Source organism: Kitasatospora sp. NPDC057518 (assembly GCF_042802075.1).
Classification (GTDB): domain Bacteria; phylum Actinomycetota; class Actinomycetes; order Streptomycetales; family Streptomycetaceae; genus Kitasatospora.
Genome location: NZ_JBHVEU010000130.1, coordinates 1 through 19,819 on the forward strand (window position 1 = coordinate 1; position 19,819 = coordinate 19,819).

The window sequence follows — 19,819 nt, forward strand, 5'->3', positions numbered from 1 at the left end:
GCCGCCCGCCTCGCGGCGAACGGCCCGCACACACCGGAGAACAACGCTCGACGGGGCGACGTGCTGCTCAGGGGGTGGCGGTGAGGTGGTCGAACTCGCCGGCCTTGGCGCCCTGGAGGAACGTGGCGAACTTGAGGGACGTGGTGCGGACGATGACGTCTCCCTCATCGGACTCCCGGAGCTCAACTACCCCGTCGGCAGCCCGGACCTCAACGCATGCGTTGCTGGAGCCGGAGTAACTGGACTTCTGCCATGCGGGGCTACTCATGATTGCCCTCTATCTCCTTCTTGATGGATCGGATGAAGTCGCGCGAGTCATCTTCGGAGAGGGCTACGGACGCCATTCGATCGAGGATCTCGCGGTAGCTTGCAAGGTCGGAGGGTGCATCGAAGAGCGGACACCCGAAGCTGATGTCGATCTGCACTGTGTCCAACTCGGGCACCGGACCGGCGATATAGACGAAGTTCTCGCTGGGGCCGGGCAGCGATTCGATCTTGAACGGCACGACCCGAACTGAGATGCCAGGGCTCTCGGAATGGTCAATGAGGGCGCCGAGTTGCTCGGCAAGTGCCTCTGGCCCGCTGAACTGCATCCGCAGTGCGGCTTCATGGATGAACGCAGTGTAGGGCGTAGCGTCGTTGCGGATGATCTGCTGCCTCCGCAGGCGGAAGGCGAGGCGGAGATTGACGTCAGCCTGCGGCAATGGCGGGATCGCACGGGCGAACACCGAAGCGGCGTAGGCGGGAGTTTGAAGCAGTCCGGGCAGGAAGGTGATCGAGTAGGTGGCGATCCGCCGGGCATGGGCCTCGATCGCCGCCACATCGAGCAGGTCGCTGGTCAGACTCGGGCTGTACTCCTCCCACCAGCCAGTTTCTCGCTCCCGGGTCATGTCAGCGAGCGCGGCGATCAGAGGCTCGTTGCCACACGCGCAGGCCGCCGCGATCTCACGCAGACGTTCGTCGCTGACAGCCGACTTCCCATTCTCCATCTGACTCACCAAGGCAGCAGTCACCCCAAGCAGACGGGCAAGGTGGCTGCCGCCGAAGCCGGCTTGCTCTCTCATCCTCCGCAGTTCGGCGCCGAGGCGCCGCTGACGGAGGGTGGGGACTCGAAGGGCCATGGCGTCCTCTCAACAGGTGCAGAGGCCAGTGTGCCGCGCCGGTTGCCGGTGGATCCATCCGGGCTCGGCGAAGCGCGTCCCCCGATGGGAGGACACTTCTCTCGTTCGAATTTAATTAAAGAGCGGATGCGCTATCGTCGTTCACAGCTCGATCCGACGGATCGTCAGTAATGCCTGCATCCACGGCAGTAGGCGCCTGCTGCCCGCACGCCGAAGAGCAACCGCCGCCCCGGCCTGGCTCACGGCGACGACCGTCATCCCCTCCCCACGCCACAGCCTCACGGAGGTTCCCGTGTGCACCCGTAACACCCCCTCGCTCACCCTCTCCCGCCAAGCCCTGCGGGACGCGATGACCCGTAGCGGCTGCTGGGACGCCGACAGCATCTTCAACGCCGAACTCGCCCTGATGGAGCTCGTCGTCAACGCCTGGCGGCACGGCGACACCCCCGCGCCCGTCGTCTGGTTCTCCGTCCTCGGCCGCACCCTCCGGGTCACCGTCTCCGACGAGAGCGACGCCCTCCCCCGGCGGCGAACCCCCGCCGACTCCGCCGAGTCCGGCCGGGGCCTCCAACTCGTGGAGGGCCTCACCCACCGCTGGGGCGTCGACCCGCAGAAGCGCGGCAAATCCATCTGGTACGAGCTGGACTGCCGCGCGTGACCGGCTACCCCGTCCTGCCGGAGGACCCCCGGATGCGCGACTACACCAAACCCCACCTCATGGCCCTTCTGGGCGAGTTGCACAGGCGCGGCCTGCCGCACGGGCTCCTCTGGGGGTCCGCCTCGCCGGGCGAGACCACCATCGACGGGCGCATCCTGATCGACTTCGGGAACGCTCCGGTGAGCACTTTGCTCAACCTCCTCCGCCTGCTCCGCGAACTGGACGATGACGACGAGGGAGGGCAGCCGTGAGGTTCTTCGTCGGCGCAGGCCTCCTCGCCCTCGGCGTCCTCGCGACCCTCAGGATGCCCCGCCCCGAGGCGCGCGACGAGCAGTACTGAAACACGCGAAGGCCCTCGCCCACCCAGGGCGAGGGCCTCGCGGGCATGGAGCCGGTCTTCGTCAGATCTCGTACAGATGGTGCGGGAGCGCTCGCTCCCAGACTGCTTCGAACGCGGTGGTGCACAGCGTCACGGCGTCCGGCTCTGTCGTGATCTCGTCCTCGACCACGGCGCCGTCCCCGGAGAAGTGGTGCACTCGAAGCAGCGCACCGTCGAACAGCCAGAAGTCGTTCCCGGGCAGGGGGATGCTCGTGGCCTGCCGCCGTGGCAGCCAGCGGACCTGCTCGCCGGCCGTGACGTTGGCGTGGGTGACGTAGTGCTCCCACCGGATGTACTCGGACACGGGCTCGGAGACCACCCGGGCTCGGCGAATGACCACGCCCCGCGCCACGGCGTCCGTGATCAACTGGTCATAGGGATGCCACCAGGACGCCTGGTCCTCCCAGTTGATCCGCCCACCGCGCTGCCAGGCCTCGAACCGATCCGTCGGGGCGTACGAGTCCCGCAGCTCCAGATGGACGGCGGACCGCCGGCACTGCTCAAGCAGCTCAGCGAAGCCGGGCACGCTCGACGGCATCACATGCCTCCCTGATCGTAGGCACCGGCCCGTTCGCTGGGCAGGCGTTCGGTGGCGCGGTGCTGATCACTCCAGGCCCAACGAGCGGCGCAGGAAGTGCAGTTCGTGGTGCAGCAGGTTTTCCACCACCGCCTCGTCGGTGGGCCGGTGGCCGGTGGCGCGTAGGGGGAGGACCTCGTGCGGGTGGCCGGCGGTGAGGAGGGCGGCGGAGAGCCGCAGGGTGTGGGCGGGGTAGACGTTGTCGTCGGCGAGGCCCTGGATCAGCAGCAGTGGGCGGCTCAGCTTCGGCGCCTCGGCGATCAGCGAGCCGCTGTCGTAGTGCTCGGGATGCTCGTCGGGGTGGCCGAGGAAGCGCTCCTGCCAGTGGGTGTCGTAGAACCGCCAGTCGGTGGGGGCGGCTCCGGCGGAGGCGGCGTGGAAGACGTCCGGGCGCCTCAATACGGCGAGGGCGGCGAGGTAGCCGCCGTAGGACCAGCCGCGGATGCCGACCCGGTCGAGGTCGAGCAGCCCGGGCCGCAGCCGGGCGGCCGCCCGCAGGCCCTCGACCTGGTCCGCCAGCGGGAGCGTCGCCTTGTCGCCGTACACGGCCTTCTCCCAGCGCGGCCCGCGGCCGGGGGTGCCCCGGCCGTCCACCACAAGGACCGCGAAGCCCTGGTCGGCGAACCACTGGGAGACCTGGTCCCACCAGAGGCCGCCGGTGGTGGCCTTCTGCGTCGCGGGCCCGCCGTACGGGTCGAGCAGGACGGGCAGCGGGCCGTCCCCGGGGCGGTGGCCGGCGGGGAGGAAGAGCGTGGCGCGCAGGGCGTGTGGGCCGAGCCTGAGCAGCTCGGGCGCGGCAGTGACGACGGGCGGTTCGGCGTACGAGGTGAGCGGGAGCGCCGGGCGGCCCTCGCGCAGGACGGTGGAGCGGCCGCCGGGGTGCCCGGGGGTGCGGGTGGTGAGCACCAGCGTGCCGCCGCGCCGCACGCCGGTGTGCAGCCCGGGGCCGTCGCTCAGTCGACGGATGCCGCCGTCCGGTCCGTACGTCCAGAGGTGGGTCTCGGTGGGCTCCTCGGAGGCGGTGAACAGCACCTGCTCGCCCTCCGTGCCGAGCACCGCGCGCAGCTGGAGCCCGGGCGGGGTGACCGGTTCGCCGTCGACGGTCAGGTGCCGGGTGTCGCCGAGGTCGGCGGTGTCCACCAGGGCGCCGCCCGCGGTGCGGGCGGGCAGGCCGGGCAGCAGCTCGACCCAGTGGGCGTCCCGGCGCTCGGCGAGCGGCCGGGTGGTGCCGTCCGGCTCGACGGCCACCACAAGGACGGTGCGCTGGTCGCGGCTCTGCACGGCGGCGTACGGGCCGTGGCCGTCCCAACCGGCGGCGGTCAGGTACTCGAAGGCGGCGCGGTCCCAGCGGACCTCGGTGTCGCTGCCGTCGAGGCCGAGCAGCCGCAGGGTGACCTCGGCGTTGGCGGTGCCGGCGAGCGGGTAGCGGACGGCGCGCGGCGGGCGGTGCGGGTCGGCGGGGTCGGCCGGGAACAGCCGGGCGAGCGGGCGGTCGTCGACCCGGGCGACCAGCAGCGCGGTGCCGTCGGGGGACCACCAGTGGCCGCGGTCGCGGTGCATCTCCTCGGCGGCGACGTACTCGGCGAGCCCGTAGGAGACGTCCTCGGCCTCGGGTTCGGCGAGCGGGCGGTCGTCGGTGCCGTCGACGCCGACCACCCGCAGGGCGCCGCCGCGGACGTAGGCGATCCGGCGGCCGGTCGGGTCGAGCCTGGGGTCCTGCGGCGGGCCGGGGACGGGGACGGCGCGGACGGTGCCGGCGGCGGTGTCGGCCAGCCACAGGGCGCCGTCCAGGGCGAAGGCGGCGAGCGTGCCGGCGGCGTCGGTGCTGTAGGCGGCGATGCCCTCGTCGGCGCCCAGCGCGGCCGGGTCGGCGAGCAGCCGTTCCTGGCCGGTGGCGGTGTCCAGGGCCCAGAGGCAGGCGAGCGGGTCGGTGCCGGAGCGGCCGCGCAGGAAGAGCACGGTGGCGCCGTCCGCCGAGGGCTCGGGCCGGGTGGGGACGCCCAGGGTGAAGCGCCGGGTGCGGGCCAGCTGGCGGGGTAAGGAGGGGGTCGTCATGCCGGGCACCATAGGCACGGCCGACGGGCTCCTGTCGAGCGGGAAAAGCACTCGGGGCCGCCGCGGATCCTGGAATCCACGGCGGCCCCGGAGCGGGCGGGGACGGGCGTCAGTGCACGTCGCCCATGAGGGCCTGGACCTTCTTGCGGTAGGTGAAGATGGCGAACCCGGCGAGGGCCGCGAGCGACGCCTGCATCGCGATGATCCCGGTGCCGTTGAGGCTGACGCCGGCCAGCGAGAGCAGGCTGGTGGTGCAGTCACCGGCGGTGACGGCGAGGAACCAGACGCCCATCATCTGGGAGGCGTACTTGCGCGGTGCCATCTTGGTGGTGACCGAGAGGCCGACCGGGGAGAGGCAGAGCTCACCGATGGTCTGGATCAGGTAGATCGAGACGAGCCAGAGCGGGGAGACCAGGGTGCCGTTGTCCGCCATGGTCATCGGGATGATGAAGACGAAGAACGAGACGCCGACCAGGAGCAGGCCGATCGAGAACTTCACGATGGTGTTCGGCTCCTTGTCCCGGCGGGACAGCCAGAGCCACAGCCAGGCGAAGACCGGCGCGAACGCCATCACGAACAGCGGGTTCAGCGACTGGTACCAGGTGGCCGAGAAGCCGAAGCCGAACAGGTTGTCGGCGGTCTTCTTGTCCGCGAACAGGGAGAGCGTCGACCCGCCCTGGTCGTAGATCATCCAGAAGATCGCGGCCGCGGCGAAGAACCAGATGTACGCGGACATCTTGGACTGTTCGTCGGCGGTCAGGTCCTTGTCGCGCTTGATCCGGGTCAGCACGGTGATCGGGATCAGCAGACCGGCGATGGTCAGCGGGACGAGGGCCCAGTTCAGCGTGTAGACGCCCAGGCCGGCCACGACGCCGTAGAAGGCGGCGACGCCGAGCACCGTCAGGCCGGCCTTCTTCAGCAGGCGCTTGCGCTCCTCGGGCAGCAGCGGGTTGGGGACCTCGCTGCTCACCGGGTTCAGGTGGCGGCTGCCGAGCAGGAACTGGGTCAGGCCGAGGGCCATGCCGATCGCGGCCAGACCGAAGCCCAGATGCCAGTTGTACTCCTTGCCGATCGTCCCGATGACGAACGGGGCGACGAAGGCACCGAGGTTGATGCTCATGTAGAAGACGGTGAACCCACCGTCGCGGCGCGGGTCCTCGGGGCCGTTGTAGAGCTGGCCGACCATCGTGGAGATGTTGGCCTTCAGCAGCCCGGAACCGAGCGCGACCAGGAGCAGGCCGAGGAAGAACGCCGCCTGGCCCGGGACGGCCAGCGCGATGTGGCCGGACATGATCACGAACCCGGCGATGGCGACGGTCTTGCGGGCGCCCCAGACCCGGTCGCCGAACCAGCCGCCCGGGTAGGCCATGAGGTAGACCATCGAGACGTAGACGGAGTAGATCGCCGTCGCCGTCGTCGCCTTCATGGCGAGGCCGCCGCCCTGGCTGCCGACGGCGGCGTCGGCGCCACCGGAGACCAGGTAGTAGATGAGCAGGGCGCGCATGCCGTAGTAGGAGAAGCGCTCCCACATCTCGGTCATGAACAGCGTGGCGAGACCTCGGGGATGCCCGAGGAAGGTCTTGCCGCTGGGAGATGCCGACGTCGCGTCGGTGTCCAGGGTCTTAGACGCCATGAGTAGTGGTTCCTTGCCTGACAGCGTCCGCGTAGGGGGGTGGGCGGCGGACGTGGACCAAACCACTCTACGTGGCGACATTTGGCTCTATCAGATGACAAAAGTCTTGAATCAGGTATGTGAATGGCAAAGTTGGCGACAAATCTGCCCGATCTATCGATGGTAGATGGGCGTGTCTTCCTTCGGTTTCAAGATCCAACAGGCGATTCTTCACCGAAGGGCCGGTCTGTTGCGCCCTGTTGAGCCCGATTGCGGCCTTGTATAACGATCACGCTCTGTGAACTACCTCACAGGGCGTACGGGGATACCCCGGCGGACTACCATCACCACATGACCTGTGTGCTGCTCGCCGAGGACGATCCGGCGATCTCCGAACCGCTCGCCCGGGCCCTGCGACGCGAGGGCTATGAGGTGCTCGTCCGCGAGGACGGTCCGACCGCACTCGCCGCCGGCCTCACCGAGGAGGTCGACCTCGTCGTCCTGGACCTCGGCCTGCCCGAGATGGACGGCCTGGAGGTCTGCCGCCGCCTGCGTGCCGACGGCAAGAGCTGCCCCGTCCTGGTGCTCACCGCCCGCGCGGACGAGGTGGACACCGTGGTCGGCCTGGACGCCGGTGCCGACGACTACGTCACCAAGCCCTTCCGCCTGGCCGAACTGCTCGCCCGCGTCCGGGCCCTGCTCCGGCGCGGCAACGTCGACCAGCTCACCACCGGCGCGCACGGGGTGAAGATCGACATCGAGTCCCACCGCGCCTGGCTCGGCGACGAGGAGCTCACCCTCTCCGCCAAGGAGTTCGAGCTGCTGCGCGTCCTGGTCCGGGACGCCGGCCGGGTGGTCACCCGCGAGGAGATCATGCGGCAGGTCTGGGACACCACGTGGTGGACCTCCACCAAGACCCTGGACATGCACATCTCCTGGCTCCGCAAGAAGCTCGGCGACGACGCGGCCAACCCGCGCTACATCGCCACCGTGCGCGGCGTGGGGTTCCGGTTCGAGAAGAATTGACCCTGACGGAGACCGGGCCCTCGGCCCGCGGCGGCGGAACACCCCGGGGAGCGGCAGCGTGAAGCGCAGGATGATCAACTCGCTGCTGGGCGTCGTCCTGGTGGTCGTCGTGGTGTTCTGCGTGCCGCTCGCCCTGGTCGAGAAGCGGACCATCGTCAACTCGGCCCAGGACCGGGTGGACGCCGCCGCCGTCCGGGTGCTCGCCCTGGTCGAGAGCCGGCTCGCCGCGGGCGAGCCGGTCACCGGGCGGGCCTTCGAGAGCCAGGTCACCGAGGGCAGCTACGTCGAGGTGCAGGTGCCCGGCCAGCCGGTGGTCTCCGCCGGCGAGCGCCCGGCCGGGAACCACCTGCTGAAGGCCGTCGAGCGCGGCAACAGCGGCGAGACCGTCACCGTCGAGCAGTCCCGCGAGGACGTCGACCACGAGATCGCCAACAACCTGCTGCTGCTCGGCGTGGTCGCCCTGCTGGCCGTCCAGGCCGCGGTGGCGCTCGCCGTCTGGCAGGCCAAGCGGCTCGCCCGGCCGCTCACCGACCTCGCCGAGACCGCCGAGCGGCTCGGCTCCGGCGACCCGCGCCCGCGCGACCGCCGCTACGGGGTGCCCGAGCTCGACCGGGTCGCCGAGGTGCTGGACACCAGCGCCGAGCGGATCGCCCGGATGCTCACCGCCGAGCGCCGGCTCGCCGCCGACGCCTCGCATCAGCTGCGCACCCCGCTCACCGCGCTCTCCATGCGGCTGGAGGAGATCACCGCCCTCGCCGAGGAGCCGGAGACGGTCAAGGAGGAGGCGACCATCGCCCTCCAGCAGGTCGAGCGGCTCACCGACGTGGTCCAGCGGCTGCTCACCACCCAGCGCGACCCGCGCAGCCCCACCGCCGTCGCCTTCGACCTGGACGAGGTGATCAAGCAGCAGGTGGAGGAGTGGGGCCCGACGCTGCGGGAGCAGGGCCGGGTGCTCTCCCTGGAGGGGCTGCACGGGGTCACCGCGGTCGGCACCCCGGGGACGGTCGCCCAGGTGCTGGCCACCCTGATCGAGAACTCGCTGATGCACGGCGCCGGGACGATCACCCTGCGGATCCGGCCCTCCGGCACCTCGGTGGTCGTCGAGGTCCAGGACCAGGGCGCCGGCGTGCCGCCGGACCTCGGCAACCGGGTGTTCGAGCGCGCGGTCAGCGGGCGCAACTCCACCGGCATCGGGCTGGCCGTCGCCCGCGACCTCGCGGAGGCGGACGGCGGGCGGCTCGAACTGCTCTCGCTGAAGCCGGCGGTGTTCGCGCTCTTCCTCGGGCGCAGCCACCAGGACTGAGGGCCTGAGGCCGGCTGGGACACGGCAGGATCCGGCAGGGGGATACGGCCGGGGATGCGGCGAGCCCCGGCGGCCGGGTTCGGCGAGCCGGGGCTGCGCGGGGTACGAGGGCGGTGCGAGGACCGCGGGGCCTACTCGGCCTTGGCGAGCCGGATCCGCTCGGTGGCCAGCATCAGCTCGGCCTGCGCGGCCAGCTCCTGGCCGGCGGCGGCGCCCACCGACTGCTGGGCGGGCAGCTCGACGGTCTCCGGCACGGCCTTGAACACCCAGGTGCGGTACGAGACGAAGCGGAACACGGTGGCCACGGCGAGGCCGATCACCTTGGCGCCGATCTGCTCGTAGTGCGAGCGCAGGTCGAGCACGTACACCGAGAAGCCGAGGACGCCGGTCTCGATCAGCATGCCGATGCCGCTGTAGACCAGGAAGAGCGTGATCTCCCGCTTGCGGGAGGCGGCGTCGCGGTCCCGGTAGAGCCAGTAGCGGTAGCCCAGGTAGTTGGTCGCGATCGCGATCACCGTCGCGACGATGTTCGACCGCACCGAGGCCAGGCCCATGCCGTTGAGGCAGACCCAGAACACGGCGAAGTTGACCACCACGCCGCTCAGGCCGACGATGCCGAACTTCACCACTTCGCCCTTGAGCCCACGCAGCTTCTGCGCGAGTGAGGGTTCCGAAGCCGCGTTCGTCGCCATACCGGAGTGCCTCCATGTGCCTGCTGGTCGAAAGGGCCGGTCGCGGTCGCGCGGCCGCCCCTTGAGCCCTGCGTGCACGCACATGATCGGACCGCGCAGACCAGGACCTAGCCGTCCAGGCTACCCGCTTCCATCGAACGGCTCAGCCCCCAGGGCGCCAGGTTGACATCTACGCGCGTCCGCTCCAGTGGCCCCACCTGCGGCTCCACCGCCCCCGACCGGCCCGGATATCCTGGGCCGCGTGACTTCCCCGGGCAATGTGAATTTTCCAGTGGTGGGCATGATCGGTGGCGGGCAGCTGGCCCGCATGGCACACCAGGCGGGCATCCCGCTCGGGGTCAGGTTCAAACTCCTCGCCGACACGCCCCAGGACTCCGCCGCACAGGTGGTCTCCGACGTCGTCCTCGGTGACTACCGAGACCTCGACACCCTGCGCGCCTTCGCCGCCGGCTGCGACGTGATCACCTTCGACCACGAACACGTCCCCACCGAGCACCTGCGGGCCCTGGAGGCCGACGGCATCGCCGTCCGCCCCGGCCCGGAGGCGCTGGTCAACGCCCAGGACAAGGGCGTGATGCGGGCCAAGCTGGACTCCATCGACGTGCCCTGCCCCCGGCACCGGCTCGTCGCCGACCCGGCCGACGTGACCGCCTTCGCGAACGAGGGCACCGGCTACCCGGTCGTCCTGAAGACCGTCCGCGGCGGCTACGACGGCAAGGGCGTCTGGGTCGTCGACGACGAGGAGCAGGCGCACGCCCCGTTCCTGGCCGGCGTCGCGGTGCTGGCCGAGGAGAAGGTCGACTTCGTCCGCGAGCTGGCCGCCAACGTCGTCCGCTCGCCCAGCGGCCAGGCCGTCGCCTACCCGGTGGTGGAGAGCGTCCAGGAGAACGGCGTCTGCGCCGAGGTCACCGCCCCCGCGCCGGACCTCGACCCGGCCCTGTCCGACGAGGCCCAGCAGCTCGCCCTGCGGATCGCCGGGGACCTCGGCATCGTCGGCCACCTCGCCGTCGAGCTGTTCCAGACCCGCGACGGCCGCATCCTCGTCAACGAGCTGGCCATGCGCCCGCACAACTCCGGGCACTGGACCCAGGACGGCGCCGTCACCTCGCAGTTCGAGAACCACCTGCGGGCCGTCCTCGACCTCCCGCTGGGCGACCCCCGCCCGCGCGCCAGGTGGACCGTCATGGTCAACGTCCTCGGCGGCGACTACCCGGACATGTACCACCCCTTCCTGCACTGCATGGCCCGCGACCCCGGGCTGCGGATCCACATGTACGGGAAGGACGTGAAGCCCGGCCGCAAGGTCGGCCACGTCAACGTCTTCGGGGACGACCTCGAAGACGTCCGCGAGCGCGCCCGCCACGCGGCCGCCTACCTGCGAGGAACGATCACCGAATGACCAACCCCCTCATCGGCATCGTGATGGGCTCGGACTCCGACTGGCCGGTCATGGAGGCCGCCGCCCAGGCCCTGGACGAGTTCGAGGTCCCGTACGAGGTGGACGTCGTCTCCGCCCACCGGATGCCCCGCGAGATGGTCGCGTACGGCGAGCAGGCCCACGGGCGCGGTCTGAAGGCGATCATCGCGGGCGCCGGCGGCGCGGCCCACCTGCCGGGCATGCTCGCCTCGGTCACCCCGCTGCCCGTCATCGGCGTGCCGGTGCCGCTGCGGTACCTGGACGGCATGGACAGCCTGCTGTCGATCGTCCAGATGCCGGCCGGTGTGCCGGTGGCGACCGTCTCGGTGGCCGGCGCGCGCAACGCCGGCCTGCTCGCGGTGCGGATGCTCGCCGCCTTCGACCCCGAGCTCACCGAGAAGATGACCGACTTCCAGGCCGAGCTGAACAACCAGGCCACCGAGAAGGGCCGGAAGCTGCGCGCCAAGGTGGCCGGTTCCGCGTCCTTCGGCTTCGGCAAGTAGTTCGGCCACCCGCGGGCGTGGGGTAGAACAGCACGCATGACCGCTGACCTGGACTCCCCCACCCCGCTGGACCGCGCCCGCGCCCTGCTGCGCACCGCCCCCGTGGTGGACGGCCACAACGACCTCCCCTGGGCGATGCGCGAGCAGGCCGGGTACGACCTCGGCGCGCTCGACCTCGCCGCCGACCAGAGCGACCGGCTGCACACCGACCTCGCCCGCCTCGCGGAGGGCGGCGTCGGCGCCCAGTTCTGGTCCGTCTACGTCCCCTCCTCGCTGGCCGGCGACCACGCCGTGAGCGCCACCCTGGAGCAGATCGACTTCGTCCACGCCCTGGTGGAGCGCTACCCGGACCGGCTGCGCCTGGCCCGTACCGCCGCCGACATGGAGGCCGCCCGCGCCGAGGGCCGGATCGCCTCCCTGATGGGCGCCGAGGGCGGCCACTCCATCGACTGCTCGCTGGCCACCCTGCGCGCCCTGTACGAGCTGGGCGTCCGGTACCTGACGCTCACCCACAACGACAACGTGCCGTGGGCGGACTCCGCGACCGACAAGCCGGCGGCCGGCGGGCTGACCCGGTTCGGCGAGGAGGTCGTCCGGGAGATGAACCGGCTCGGCATGCTGGTCGACCTCTCGCATGTCTCCGCCGACACCATGCGCGACGCCCTGCGGGTGAGCGAGGCGCCGGTGGTCTTCTCCCACTCCTCCTCGCGCGCGGTCTGCGACCACCCGCGCAACATCCCGGACGACGTGCTCGCCCAGCTGCCCGCCAACGGCGGCGTGGCGATGGCGACCTTCGTGCCGAAGTTCATCCTGCCCGCCGCCATCGAGTGGACCGTCGCCGCCGACGGGAACATGCGCGCCCACGGCTTCCACCCGCTGGACACCACCCCGCCGGCCATGGAGCGCCAGCGCGCCTTCGAGGCCGCCAACCCGCGCCCGATCGCCACCCCGGCCACCGTCGCCGACCACCTCGACCACATGCGCGAGGTGGCCGGCATCGACCACATCGGCATCGGCGGCGACTTCGACGGCACCGCCTTCCTGCCGGACGGCCTGGACTCGGTGGCCGGCTACCCCAACCTGGTCGCCGAACTCCTCGGCCGCCACTGGTCGGAGGCCGACCTGGCGAAGCTCACCTGGCACAACGCCGTCCGCGTCCTGCGCGACGCCGAGTCGGCGGCCGCCGGGCTGCGGGCGGGCCGCCGCCCGTCCATCGCCACCATCGCGCAGCTGGACGGCCCCTCGGCCTAGACGGACAGGCCCTAACCGAGGCGCGGGATCTCGATGGCCGGGCACCTGTCCATCACCATGGCCAGCCCGGCCTCCCGGGTCCGCCCGTAGGCGGCCTCGTCCACCACGCCCAGCTGGAACCAGACCGCCTTCGCCCCGGCGGCGACCGCCTGGTCGGCCACCTCCCCGGCCAGCGCGCTGTTCACGAACACGTCCACCACGTCGACCGGGAACGGGATCTCGGCGAGCGAGGCGTAGCCCCGCTCGCCGAGGACCGTCTCGGCCTTCGGGTGCACGGGCACGATCCGCTTGCCGTACTCCTGGAGCACCCGGGCCACCCCATACGCGGCCCGGGCGGTGTTGGTGGACAGGCCCACCACCGCCCAGGTGTCACCGGTGCGGGTGAGGATCTCGCGGACCGCCGCGTCGTCGCCGTAGCTCGTCATGCCGGTGGGAACGCCGGGCGGCGGTGCGGGATTCCTGCCCGGTCAGCTCGGGCGGCCCAGGGCGCGGTAGGTCCAGCCGGCGGCGCGCCAGGCCTCGGCGTCCAGGACGTTGCGGCCGTCGAGGAGGCGGCGTTCGGCGACCACGGCGCCGAGGACGGCCGGGTCCAGCTCGCGGAACTCGGACCACTCGGTGAGGTGGAGGACGACGTGGGCGCCCTCGGCGGCCTCCAGGGCGGAGTGGGCGTAGGCGAGGGAGGGGAACATCTTGCGGGCGTTGTCCACGGCCTTGGGGTCGTAGACGGTGACCTGGGCGCCCTGGAGCTGGATCTGGGCGGCCACGTTGAGGGCGGGGGAGTCCCGGATGTCGTCCGAGTTGGGCTTGAAGGCGGCGCCGAGGACGGCGACCCGGCGGCCCAGGAAGCCGCCGCCGCACTGCTCGCGGGCCAGCTCGACCATCCGGGAGCGGCGCCGCATGTTGATCGAGTCGACCTCGCGCAGGAAGGTCAGCGCCTGGTCGGCGCCGAGTTCGCCGGCCCGGGCCATGAACGCGCGGATGTCCTTGGGCAGGCAGCCGCCGCCGAAGCCGAGGCCGGAGTTGAGGAACTTGCCGCCGATCCGCTCGTCGTAGGCGAGCGCCTTGCTGAGCTGGGTGACGTCCGCGCCGGCCGCCTCGCAGACCTCGGCCATCGCGTTGATGAAGGAGATCTTGGTGGCCAGGAAGGAGTTGGCGGCCGCCTTGACCAGTTCGGCGGTCGCGTAGTCGGTGACCATGAACGGCACCCCGGCCGCGATCGGCTCCGCGTACACCTCGCGCAGCAGCCGCTCGGCCCGCTCGCTGTGGGCGCCGACCACGATCCGGTCCGGCCGCAGGGTGTCCCGCACGGCGAAGCCCTCGCGCAGGAACTCCGGGTTCCAGGCGAGTTCGGCGCCCTCGCCGATCGGCGCCAGCGCGGCCAGCCGCTCGGCCAGCCGGGCCGCCGAGCCGACCGGGACGGTCGACTTGCCGACCACCAGGGCGGGGCGGGTCAGGTGCGGCGCGAGCTCGTCCAGCGCGGTGTCGACGTACGACATGTCGGCGGCGAACTCGCCCTTGCGCTGCGGGGTGTTGACGCAGATGAAGTGCACGTCGCCGAACTCGGCGGCCTCCCGGGCGGAGGTGGTGAAGCGCAGCCGTCCGGTCGAACCCTCGTGCCCTGCCACGTGCTTGAGCAGCAGTTCGGACAGCCCGGGCTCGTACATCGGGACCCGCCCTGCGGTCAGCATGGCGATCTTGTCCGGGTCGATGTCCAGGCCCAGCACCTCGAAGCCGAACTCGGCCATCGCGGCGGCGTGCGTGGCGCCGAGGTAGCCGGTGCCGATCACGGAGATGCGGAGGGTCACGGGTTCTCCTTGGATGCGGACGCGACCAGTACGGATGCCCTGATGCTATCCGCCCGCCGGGGGCGCCCCGGGATCACCTGCACGCCGGAGGGGCCGTCCCGCCGGTCGTCCCCGGGGCGCGGACATGAACGACCGGGCGGCCGCTGGACGCTAGGCAGCCGCAGGTCGGCGCCCTAGGATCTCTACTGAACGGTAGTTAACCGCGGATTCGACTCGCACCGGGCGTCGATCGGACCTCGATCGGGCGTCGCCCGGGCGTCGGTCACTGAACGACGAGGCAGGCATCATGGCGGGCAGCGCAGGGGCGGCTGACTTCGATCTCTTCCGGATCTCCGAGGAGCACGGGATGCTCCGTGAGGCGGTGCGTTCGCTGGCCGAGGCGAAGATCGCTCCGTTCGCGGCGGAGGTGGACGAGCAGGGGCGGTTCCCGCAGGAGGCGTTGGACGCGCTGCGGGGGAACGACCTGCACGCGGTGCACGTGCCGGAGGAGTACGGCGGTGCGGGGGCGGACGCGCTGGCGACGGTGATCGTGATCGAGGAGGTGGCGCGGGTGTGCGCGTCGTCCTCGTTGATCCCGGCGGTGAACAAGCTGGGGTCGCTGCCGGTGCAGCTGTCGGGTTCGGAGGAGTTGAAGGCGAAGTACCTGGGGGCGCTGGCGCGGGGCGAGGGGATGTTCTCGTACTGCCTGTCGGAGCCGGAGGCGGGTTCGGACGCGGCGGGGATGAAGACCCGGGCGGTGCGTGACGGGGACTTCTGGGTGCTGAACGGTGTGAAGCGCTGGATCACCAACGCGGGGGTGTCCGAGTTCTACACGGTGATGGCGGTGACGGATCCGGAGAAGCGGTCGAAGGGCATCTCGGCGTTCGTGGTGGAGAAGGGCGACGAGGGTGTGTCCTTCGGTGCGCCGGAGAAGAAGCTGGGCATCAAGGGGTCGCCGACGCGTGAGGTGTACTTCGACAACGTGCGGATCCCGGCGGACCGGATGATCGGTGCGGAGGGGACGGGTTTCGCGACGGCGATGAGGACCCTGGACCACACCCGGGTGACGATCGCGGCGCAGGCGATCGGGATCGCGCAGGGTGCGCTGGACTACGCGAACGGGTATGTGCGGGAGCGCCGGCAGTTCGGGAAGGCGATCGCGGAGTTCCAGGGTGTGCAGTTCATGCTGGCGGACATGGCGATGAAGCTGGAGGCGGCGCGGCAGTTGACGTACGCGGCGGCGGCGAAGTCGCAGCGGGGGGACGCGGATCTGACGTTCTTCGGTGCGGCGGCGAAGTGCTTCGCGTCGGACGCGGCGATGGAGATCACGACGGACGCGGTGCAGTTGCTGGGCGGGTACGGGTACACGCGGGACTACCCGGTGGAGCGGATGATGCGGGACGCGAAGATCACGCAGATCTACGAGGGGACCAACCAGGTCCAGCGGATCGTGATGGCCCGCAACCTCCCGTAACGCGCACACACAGGCACCGACGGCCGGTCCCGGGAGCGGCCCGGCCGTCGGCGCCGACCCCGCGCACGGATGTTAGGTTCCGGTGGATGAGCGAGAAGGAAGAGCAGGACCAGCCCATGAATGACGGGCCCTCGAAGCCGGCGATGCGCGAGGCGCTGGTGGCCGCGGCCTTCGAGCTCTTCCTGGAGCGCGGCTTCGAACAGACCACCGTCGACGACATCGTCTCGCTGGCCGGCGTCGGCCGGCGCTCCTTCTTCCGCTACTTCCCGGCCAAGGAGGACGTGGTCTTCCCCGACCACGAGCGCAGCCTCGCCGAGATGACGGAGTTCCTGGAGTCCGGCACCGGCGAGGAGGACCCGGTCAAGCACGCCTGCGACGCCGCCCGCCTGGTCCTGCGGATGTACGCCGAGCAGCCCTCCTTCTCCGTCCAGCGCTACCGGCTGACCCGCAAGGTGCCCGGCCTGCGGGCGTACGAGCTGTCCGTGGTCTGGCGCTACGAGCACACCCTCGCCGCCTACCTGCGCGGCCGCTTCGCCGACCGCCCGGACGGCCCCCTGCGCGCGGACGTGATCGCCGCCGCCGTCGTCTCCGCGCACAACCACGCCCTGCGCACCTGGCTGCGCTCGGGCGGGAAGAGCGACTGGGTGGCCGAGGTGGACGCGGCGATGGCCTTCGTCACCGGCACCTGGGGCGACCGCCCGGCCGAGGCCGCCGCCGAGGGCGAGTCCGACGACGTCGTGGTGCTGGTCGCCAGCCGCCGGGTGCCGCTGTGGCGGATGGTCCAGAGCATCGAGAGCGCGCTGGGCACCGACGCCCGCTGAGGCCCGTCGTACGGGCCTGGCAAGGAGCCCCCGCCCCGGTACGCCCGCCCCCGACCGTCACCCGGACGGCGCAGCCGCGCCCGCCGCGGCCCCGGTTGACGGCCCGTGCGCCGTGCGCGGCTCCCGGCGCCGGGCGAGACTCGGTCGCAGGACGGGGCCTCCCGGGCGGCGGGCGGCCCGGGAGCGCGAGGGAGCGGCGATGCCGACGACGTCCCGGCAGCCGGGCAGCGGCCCGACCCTGCACGAGGTGCTGCTGCACAAGGGCTACCCGCGCCTGCTGCTGATCTCGGCACTGGTCGGCATCCCGGTCTCGCTGGCGGCCTTCGGCTTCGTCGGCCTGGAGCACGAACTCCAGCACTGGGTCTGGGAGAGCCTGCCGGCCGCGGTCGGCTACGGGCGCGCCCCCTGGTGGTGGCCGCTGCCCGCGCTGCTGCTGGCCGGCCTGCTGCTCGCCCCGGTCGTGACCCGGCTGCCCGGGCGCGGCGGCCACGTCCCGGTGGACGGGCTGGGCGGTCCGCCCACGCCGCCGGTCGCCGTCCCCGGCGTGGTGCTGGCCGCGCTCGCCGGTCTGCCGCTGGGCGTGGTGCTCGGCCCGGAGGCACCGCTGATGGCGCTCGGCGGCGGCCTCGCCCTGCTCGCCGTCCGGTCCGCCCGGCGGGCCGAACAGCCGCAGCTGGTGGCGGTGTTGGGGACGGCGGGGGCGGCGGCCGCGATCTCCACCATCTTCGGCAGCCCGCTGGTGGCCGCCGTGATGCTGATCGAGGCGGCCGGGCTGGGCGGCCCGCAGCTGATCGCGCTGATCCTGCCCAGCCTGCTGGCCGGCGGGGTCGGCGCGCTGGTCTTCACCGGCTTCGGCCACTGGACCGGCCTGGCGATCGGCGCGCTCTCGCTGCCGCAGGTGCCGAAGAGCGGGGTCCCGGACGCGGGTGACTTCCTCTGGGGCGTCCCGCTGGCCGTCGCGATCGCCGTGGTCTGCGTGGCCGGGCAGACCGTCGGCCGCCGGGTGAAGACCCTCACCACAAGCGGCACCGCCCGGCAGACGGCTCTGCGCACCGTGCTGTGCGCGGTCGCCGTCGGCGGCTGCCTCGCCGCGTACGCCCTGCTCACCGGCCGCTCCCCGGAGGAGGCCGCGCTCTCCGGGCAGGCCACCCTGGGCACGCTCGCCGCCGACCCGGCCGCCTGGCCGGTCGGCGCGCTGCTCGCCCTGGTGCTCTGCAAGGGGCTGGGCTGGTCGATCGCCCTCGGCAGCCTGCGCGGCGGCCCGATCTTCCCGGCGATCCTGCTCGGCGCGGCCCTCGGTACGGCCTGCGCGCCACTGCCGGGCTTCGGTGCCGCGCCCGCCCTGGCCGTCGGCCTCGCGGCCTCCGGTGCCGCCGTCACCGGCCTGCCCGTCACCAGTACCGTCCTGGCGGCGGCCCTGCTCGGCGGCGAGGCGGCGAACTCGATGCCGCTGCTGATCGTGGCCACGGTGGCGGCCTTCATCACCGCGGAGGCGCTGCGCGGCCGGCCGAAGCGGGAGGCCGCCCCGGCCGGCCGCACGGAGGAATCCGGGGTCAGCTGACCTCCGCACCCGGGCCGTCCGGGACCGCGGTCAGGTACTGCTCGATCTGCTGCTGGTTCTCCACCAACCGCAGGCACAGGTGCCGCAGTTGGGCCAGCTCCTCGGCGCTGAAGCCGCGGAAGACGGCGGCCATCGCGCGCTCGGTGGGCGCCCGGAACTCCTCCAGCCAGGCCAGCCCCTCGTCCGTCGCGGTGACCAGCACCGCCCGGCGGTCGTTCGGGTCGGGGGAGCGGCGGGCCAGACCCTCCCGCTCCAGGGTGTCCACCAGGCCGGTCGCATTGCGCGGGCTCACCCCGCCGGCCCGGGCCAACTCGCCCACCGTCAGGCCCGGTTCACCCCCTCCGTCCGCTCCACCCGCCCTGCTCGCCGCACCGAGCCGCACCAGCACGTCCAACGCCCCCGCGCTCAGCCCCCGTCCTCGTGATCCGTGCGCCCGCAGCTTCTCCACCGCGTGGAACGCCGAGCGTGCGGCGGCCGCCGCCTCCAGCGCCAGGGTGTCCCCGCCCTTGGTGAACACGCCCATGGCCGTCCGCACCCTGCTGTCGTACAGCCGGCCCTCGGCATCCCGCCCCAGCGGGCCGGCCGCCGCTTCCTCCGATGTATGTACCTGCTTCATAATGAAGTCATTCTGCATTGTGCGGCGCGCCTGTCAAGGGGGTGGTCCGTCAACCCGCCCGCCGAGGGCGGGACTTCGATGGGAGCCGGACGTGCGATCCGCGAGAGTGCGTCGGCCGCCCGAGCCGCCAGCCAACCGTTCCCGTACGCCGGAGCCGCGTATCGGCCCGTTCGAATGACGCTGCCGAGGGACGGGGCGGGACGGGCGGTGCGGCGGCGGTCCGTGGCGGGGGGCCGATCGGGACGAGGGGTGACGGGGGAGTGCTCCAGCCGACTGATCCTGCGAGATAGGCATACGAACTGTATTTCCGCTGGTGGGATCGGCGATTCTGACGGGGCGTGAGGCCGGACGGGTCGCGGCGCCGGTTGCGGCGGGGTGCGGGCCGTGGCTGTCTGAATCGCGGCGGGGCCGACCGGCGCCGCCACTCGATCCAGAAACTCCGTGGAGGAGATTTTCATGCGTGCTCTCAAGCGAGTCGTGGCTGTCGGCGCCCTCACCGTTCCGCTGGTCCTCGGCTGCGCCGGCCTCGCCTCGGCCGGCACTGGAGGCATCGACGCGAACTACGGCAAGGGCTACTTCACCGCCAACGAGAACGGCGCCGGTCTCGCGGCCCTCGAATCCCACGTCGGCCCCGATGGCGTCTCGCACGAGGACTTCTGGATCTGGGCGGACGACAGCGGCGTCACCGGTTCCTTCACGGGTTCGGGTGCCACCTTCGTCGACCCGGCCGCGGCCCCCGCCGACGCCCCGGCCGCCGCGGTCGCCGCGCCCGCCGCTGCCCCGGCTGCGGCTCCTGCCGCGGCTGCCGCCCCCGCTGCCGCCCCGGCCGAGGCCGCGGTTCCGGCCGAGGCCGCCGCTCCGGCCGCTGCCAACGAGGGCTGACCGAGCCCTGCCACCTCGGGCGTGACCCGCACCGTCCCGTCGGGCCCGGTCCACCAGGTCGGAGGTGGCGCCGAGCACCACGGAGGC

The 19,819-nt window shown here is 72.1% G+C and carries 20 protein-coding genes; 11 read left to right on the top strand and 9 right to left on the bottom strand.

Annotation, left to right across the window (positions count from 1 at the left end):
• Nucleotides 1–67: 67 nt before the first annotated feature.
• Both ACFU7Z_RS15955 and ACFU7Z_RS15960 read right to left on the bottom strand, forming a co-directional pair.
• Nucleotides 68–268: a DUF397 domain-containing protein gene (locus ACFU7Z_RS15955; RefSeq protein WP_049650029.1), complete on the bottom strand. Its 201-nt coding sequence runs from the start codon at nt 266–268 to the stop codon at nt 68–70.
• On the bottom strand, nt 261–1,121 hold the full coding sequence (locus tag ACFU7Z_RS15960) for a helix-turn-helix domain-containing protein (protein ID WP_380777868.1): 861 nt from the start codon (nt 1,119–1,121) through the stop codon (nt 261–263). Before ACFU7Z_RS15960 ends, ACFU7Z_RS15955 begins: the two co-directional genes overlap by 8 nt.
• A 292-nt stretch (nt 1,122–1,413) precedes the next feature.
• Between ACFU7Z_RS15960 and ACFU7Z_RS15965 the strand changes: the two genes are divergently transcribed.
• Together ACFU7Z_RS15965 and ACFU7Z_RS15970 are read left to right on the top strand one after the other, a co-directional pair.
• Nucleotides 1,414–1,779 (top strand): ATP-binding protein, encoded by a 366-nt coding sequence (locus ACFU7Z_RS15965; protein ID WP_380777869.1) that lies wholly within the window; start codon nt 1,414–1,416, stop codon nt 1,777–1,779.
• Nucleotides 1,776–2,030, top strand: a complete 255-nt coding sequence (locus tag ACFU7Z_RS15970) for a hypothetical protein (RefSeq protein WP_380777870.1) — start codon at nt 1,776–1,778, stop codon at nt 2,028–2,030. The genes ACFU7Z_RS15965 and ACFU7Z_RS15970 overlap by 4 nt, the downstream gene beginning before the upstream one ends.
• 150 nt (nt 2,031–2,180) lie before the next feature.
• Here the strand turns inward: ACFU7Z_RS15970 and ACFU7Z_RS15975 are convergent, their stop codons facing one another.
• The 3 genes from ACFU7Z_RS15975 to ACFU7Z_RS15985 all read right to left on the bottom strand — a co-directional run bounded on the left by ACFU7Z_RS15975 (nt 2,181) and on the right by ACFU7Z_RS15985 (nt 6,423).
• Nucleotides 2,181–2,696 carry a DUF6879 family protein gene (locus ACFU7Z_RS15975; RefSeq protein ID WP_380777871.1) on the bottom strand — a complete coding sequence of 172 codons (516 nt, stop codon included), beginning with the start codon at nt 2,694–2,696 and terminating at the stop codon, nt 2,181–2,183.
• A 66-nt stretch (nt 2,697–2,762) separates the two neighbouring features.
• On the bottom strand, nt 2,763–4,790 hold the full coding sequence (locus ACFU7Z_RS15980) for a prolyl oligopeptidase family serine peptidase (RefSeq protein WP_380777872.1): 2,028 nt from the start codon (nt 4,788–4,790) through the stop codon (nt 2,763–2,765).
• Between the two features lie 109 nt (nt 4,791–4,899).
• Nucleotides 4,900–6,423, bottom strand: coding sequence for a peptide MFS transporter (locus tag ACFU7Z_RS15985; protein ID WP_380777873.1), 1,524 nt, complete (start codon nt 6,421–6,423; stop codon nt 4,900–4,902).
• Nucleotides 6,424–6,753: 330 nt separating this feature from the next.
• Here ACFU7Z_RS15985 and ACFU7Z_RS15990 point away from each other — a divergent pair, with 330 nt between their 5' ends.
• Both ACFU7Z_RS15990 and ACFU7Z_RS15995 read left to right on the top strand, forming a co-directional pair.
• A complete protein-coding gene (locus ACFU7Z_RS15990; protein ID WP_030058577.1) occupies nt 6,754–7,428 on the top strand; it encodes a response regulator transcription factor in 675 nt (224 codons plus the stop codon).
• Between the two features lie 58 nt (nt 7,429–7,486).
• Nucleotides 7,487–8,731, top strand: a complete 1,245-nt coding sequence (locus ACFU7Z_RS15995) for an ATP-binding protein (RefSeq protein WP_049650022.1) — start codon at nt 7,487–7,489, stop codon at nt 8,729–8,731.
• A 131-nt stretch (nt 8,732–8,862) separates the two neighbouring features.
• Here ACFU7Z_RS15995 and ACFU7Z_RS16000 read toward each other — a convergent pair whose 3' ends face one another.
• Entirely contained in the window at nt 8,863–9,423 is a 561-nt protein-coding gene (locus ACFU7Z_RS16000) for a GtrA family protein (RefSeq protein WP_049650021.1), read from the bottom strand.
• A 259-nt stretch (nt 9,424–9,682) separates the two neighbouring features.
• On the opposite strand from ACFU7Z_RS16000, the gene ACFU7Z_RS16005 reads away from it, so the two are divergent.
• From ACFU7Z_RS16005 to ACFU7Z_RS16015, 3 genes are read left to right on the top strand one after another with little or no spacing between them, the layout of a single operon-like run.
• Complete coding sequence (locus ACFU7Z_RS16005; protein WP_049650020.1) at nt 9,683–10,822, top strand: 5-(carboxyamino)imidazole ribonucleotide synthase; 1,140 nt, start codon at nt 9,683–9,685, stop codon at nt 10,820–10,822.
• The gene (gene purE, locus ACFU7Z_RS16010; protein ID WP_049650019.1) at nt 10,819–11,343 is read left to right on the top strand and encodes a 5-(carboxyamino)imidazole ribonucleotide mutase; all 525 of its coding nucleotides are present in this window, start codon (nt 10,819–10,821) and stop codon (nt 11,341–11,343) included. Before ACFU7Z_RS16005 ends, purE begins: the two co-directional genes overlap by 4 nt.
• 36 nt (nt 11,344–11,379) lie before the next feature.
• A complete protein-coding gene (locus ACFU7Z_RS16015; RefSeq protein WP_375876630.1) occupies nt 11,380–12,594 on the top strand; it encodes a dipeptidase in 1,215 nt (404 codons plus the stop codon).
• 11 nt (nt 12,595–12,605) lie between these two features.
• On the opposite strand, the gene ACFU7Z_RS16020 is transcribed toward ACFU7Z_RS16015, so the two are convergent.
• Together ACFU7Z_RS16020 and ACFU7Z_RS16025 are read right to left on the bottom strand one after the other, a co-directional pair.
• Nucleotides 12,606–13,019, bottom strand: coding sequence for a CoA-binding protein (locus ACFU7Z_RS16020; protein WP_049650017.1), 414 nt, complete (start codon nt 13,017–13,019; stop codon nt 12,606–12,608).
• Nucleotides 13,020–13,061: 42 nt separating this feature from the next.
• Nucleotides 13,062–14,399, bottom strand: coding sequence for a UDP-glucose dehydrogenase family protein (locus ACFU7Z_RS16025; protein ID WP_380777874.1), 1,338 nt, complete (start codon nt 14,397–14,399; stop codon nt 13,062–13,064).
• Nucleotides 14,400–14,685: 286 nt separating this feature from the next.
• On the opposite strand from ACFU7Z_RS16025, the gene ACFU7Z_RS16030 reads away from it, so the two are divergent.
• The 3 genes from ACFU7Z_RS16030 (at nt 14,686) to ACFU7Z_RS16040 (ending at nt 18,234) form a co-directional block, all read left to right on the top strand.
• Nucleotides 14,686–15,852: an acyl-CoA dehydrogenase family protein gene (locus ACFU7Z_RS16030; RefSeq protein ID WP_380777875.1), complete on the top strand. Its 1,167-nt coding sequence runs from the start codon at nt 14,686–14,688 to the stop codon at nt 15,850–15,852.
• A gap of 86 nt (nt 15,853–15,938) precedes the next feature.
• Nucleotides 15,939–16,673 carry a TetR family transcriptional regulator gene (locus tag ACFU7Z_RS16035; protein WP_380777876.1) on the top strand — a complete coding sequence of 245 codons (735 nt, stop codon included), beginning with the start codon at nt 15,939–15,941 and terminating at the stop codon, nt 16,671–16,673.
• Nucleotides 16,674–16,872: 199 nt separating this feature from the next.
• Nucleotides 16,873–18,234, top strand: coding sequence for a chloride channel protein (locus ACFU7Z_RS16040; protein WP_380777877.1), 1,362 nt, complete (start codon nt 16,873–16,875; stop codon nt 18,232–18,234).
• On the opposite strand, the gene ACFU7Z_RS16045 is transcribed toward ACFU7Z_RS16040, so the two are convergent.
• Complete coding sequence (locus ACFU7Z_RS16045; protein ID WP_380777878.1) at nt 18,227–18,850, bottom strand: MarR family winged helix-turn-helix transcriptional regulator; 624 nt, start codon at nt 18,848–18,850, stop codon at nt 18,227–18,229. The two genes, ACFU7Z_RS16040 and ACFU7Z_RS16045, sit on opposite strands and share 8 nt — an antisense overlap.
• Before the next feature lie 456 nt (nt 18,851–19,306).
• Between ACFU7Z_RS16045 and ACFU7Z_RS16050 the strand changes: the two genes are divergently transcribed.
• Nucleotides 19,307–19,732: a hypothetical protein gene (locus tag ACFU7Z_RS16050; protein ID WP_380777879.1), complete on the top strand. Its 426-nt coding sequence runs from the start codon at nt 19,307–19,309 to the stop codon at nt 19,730–19,732.
• Nucleotides 19,733–19,819: the final 87 nt, after the last annotated feature.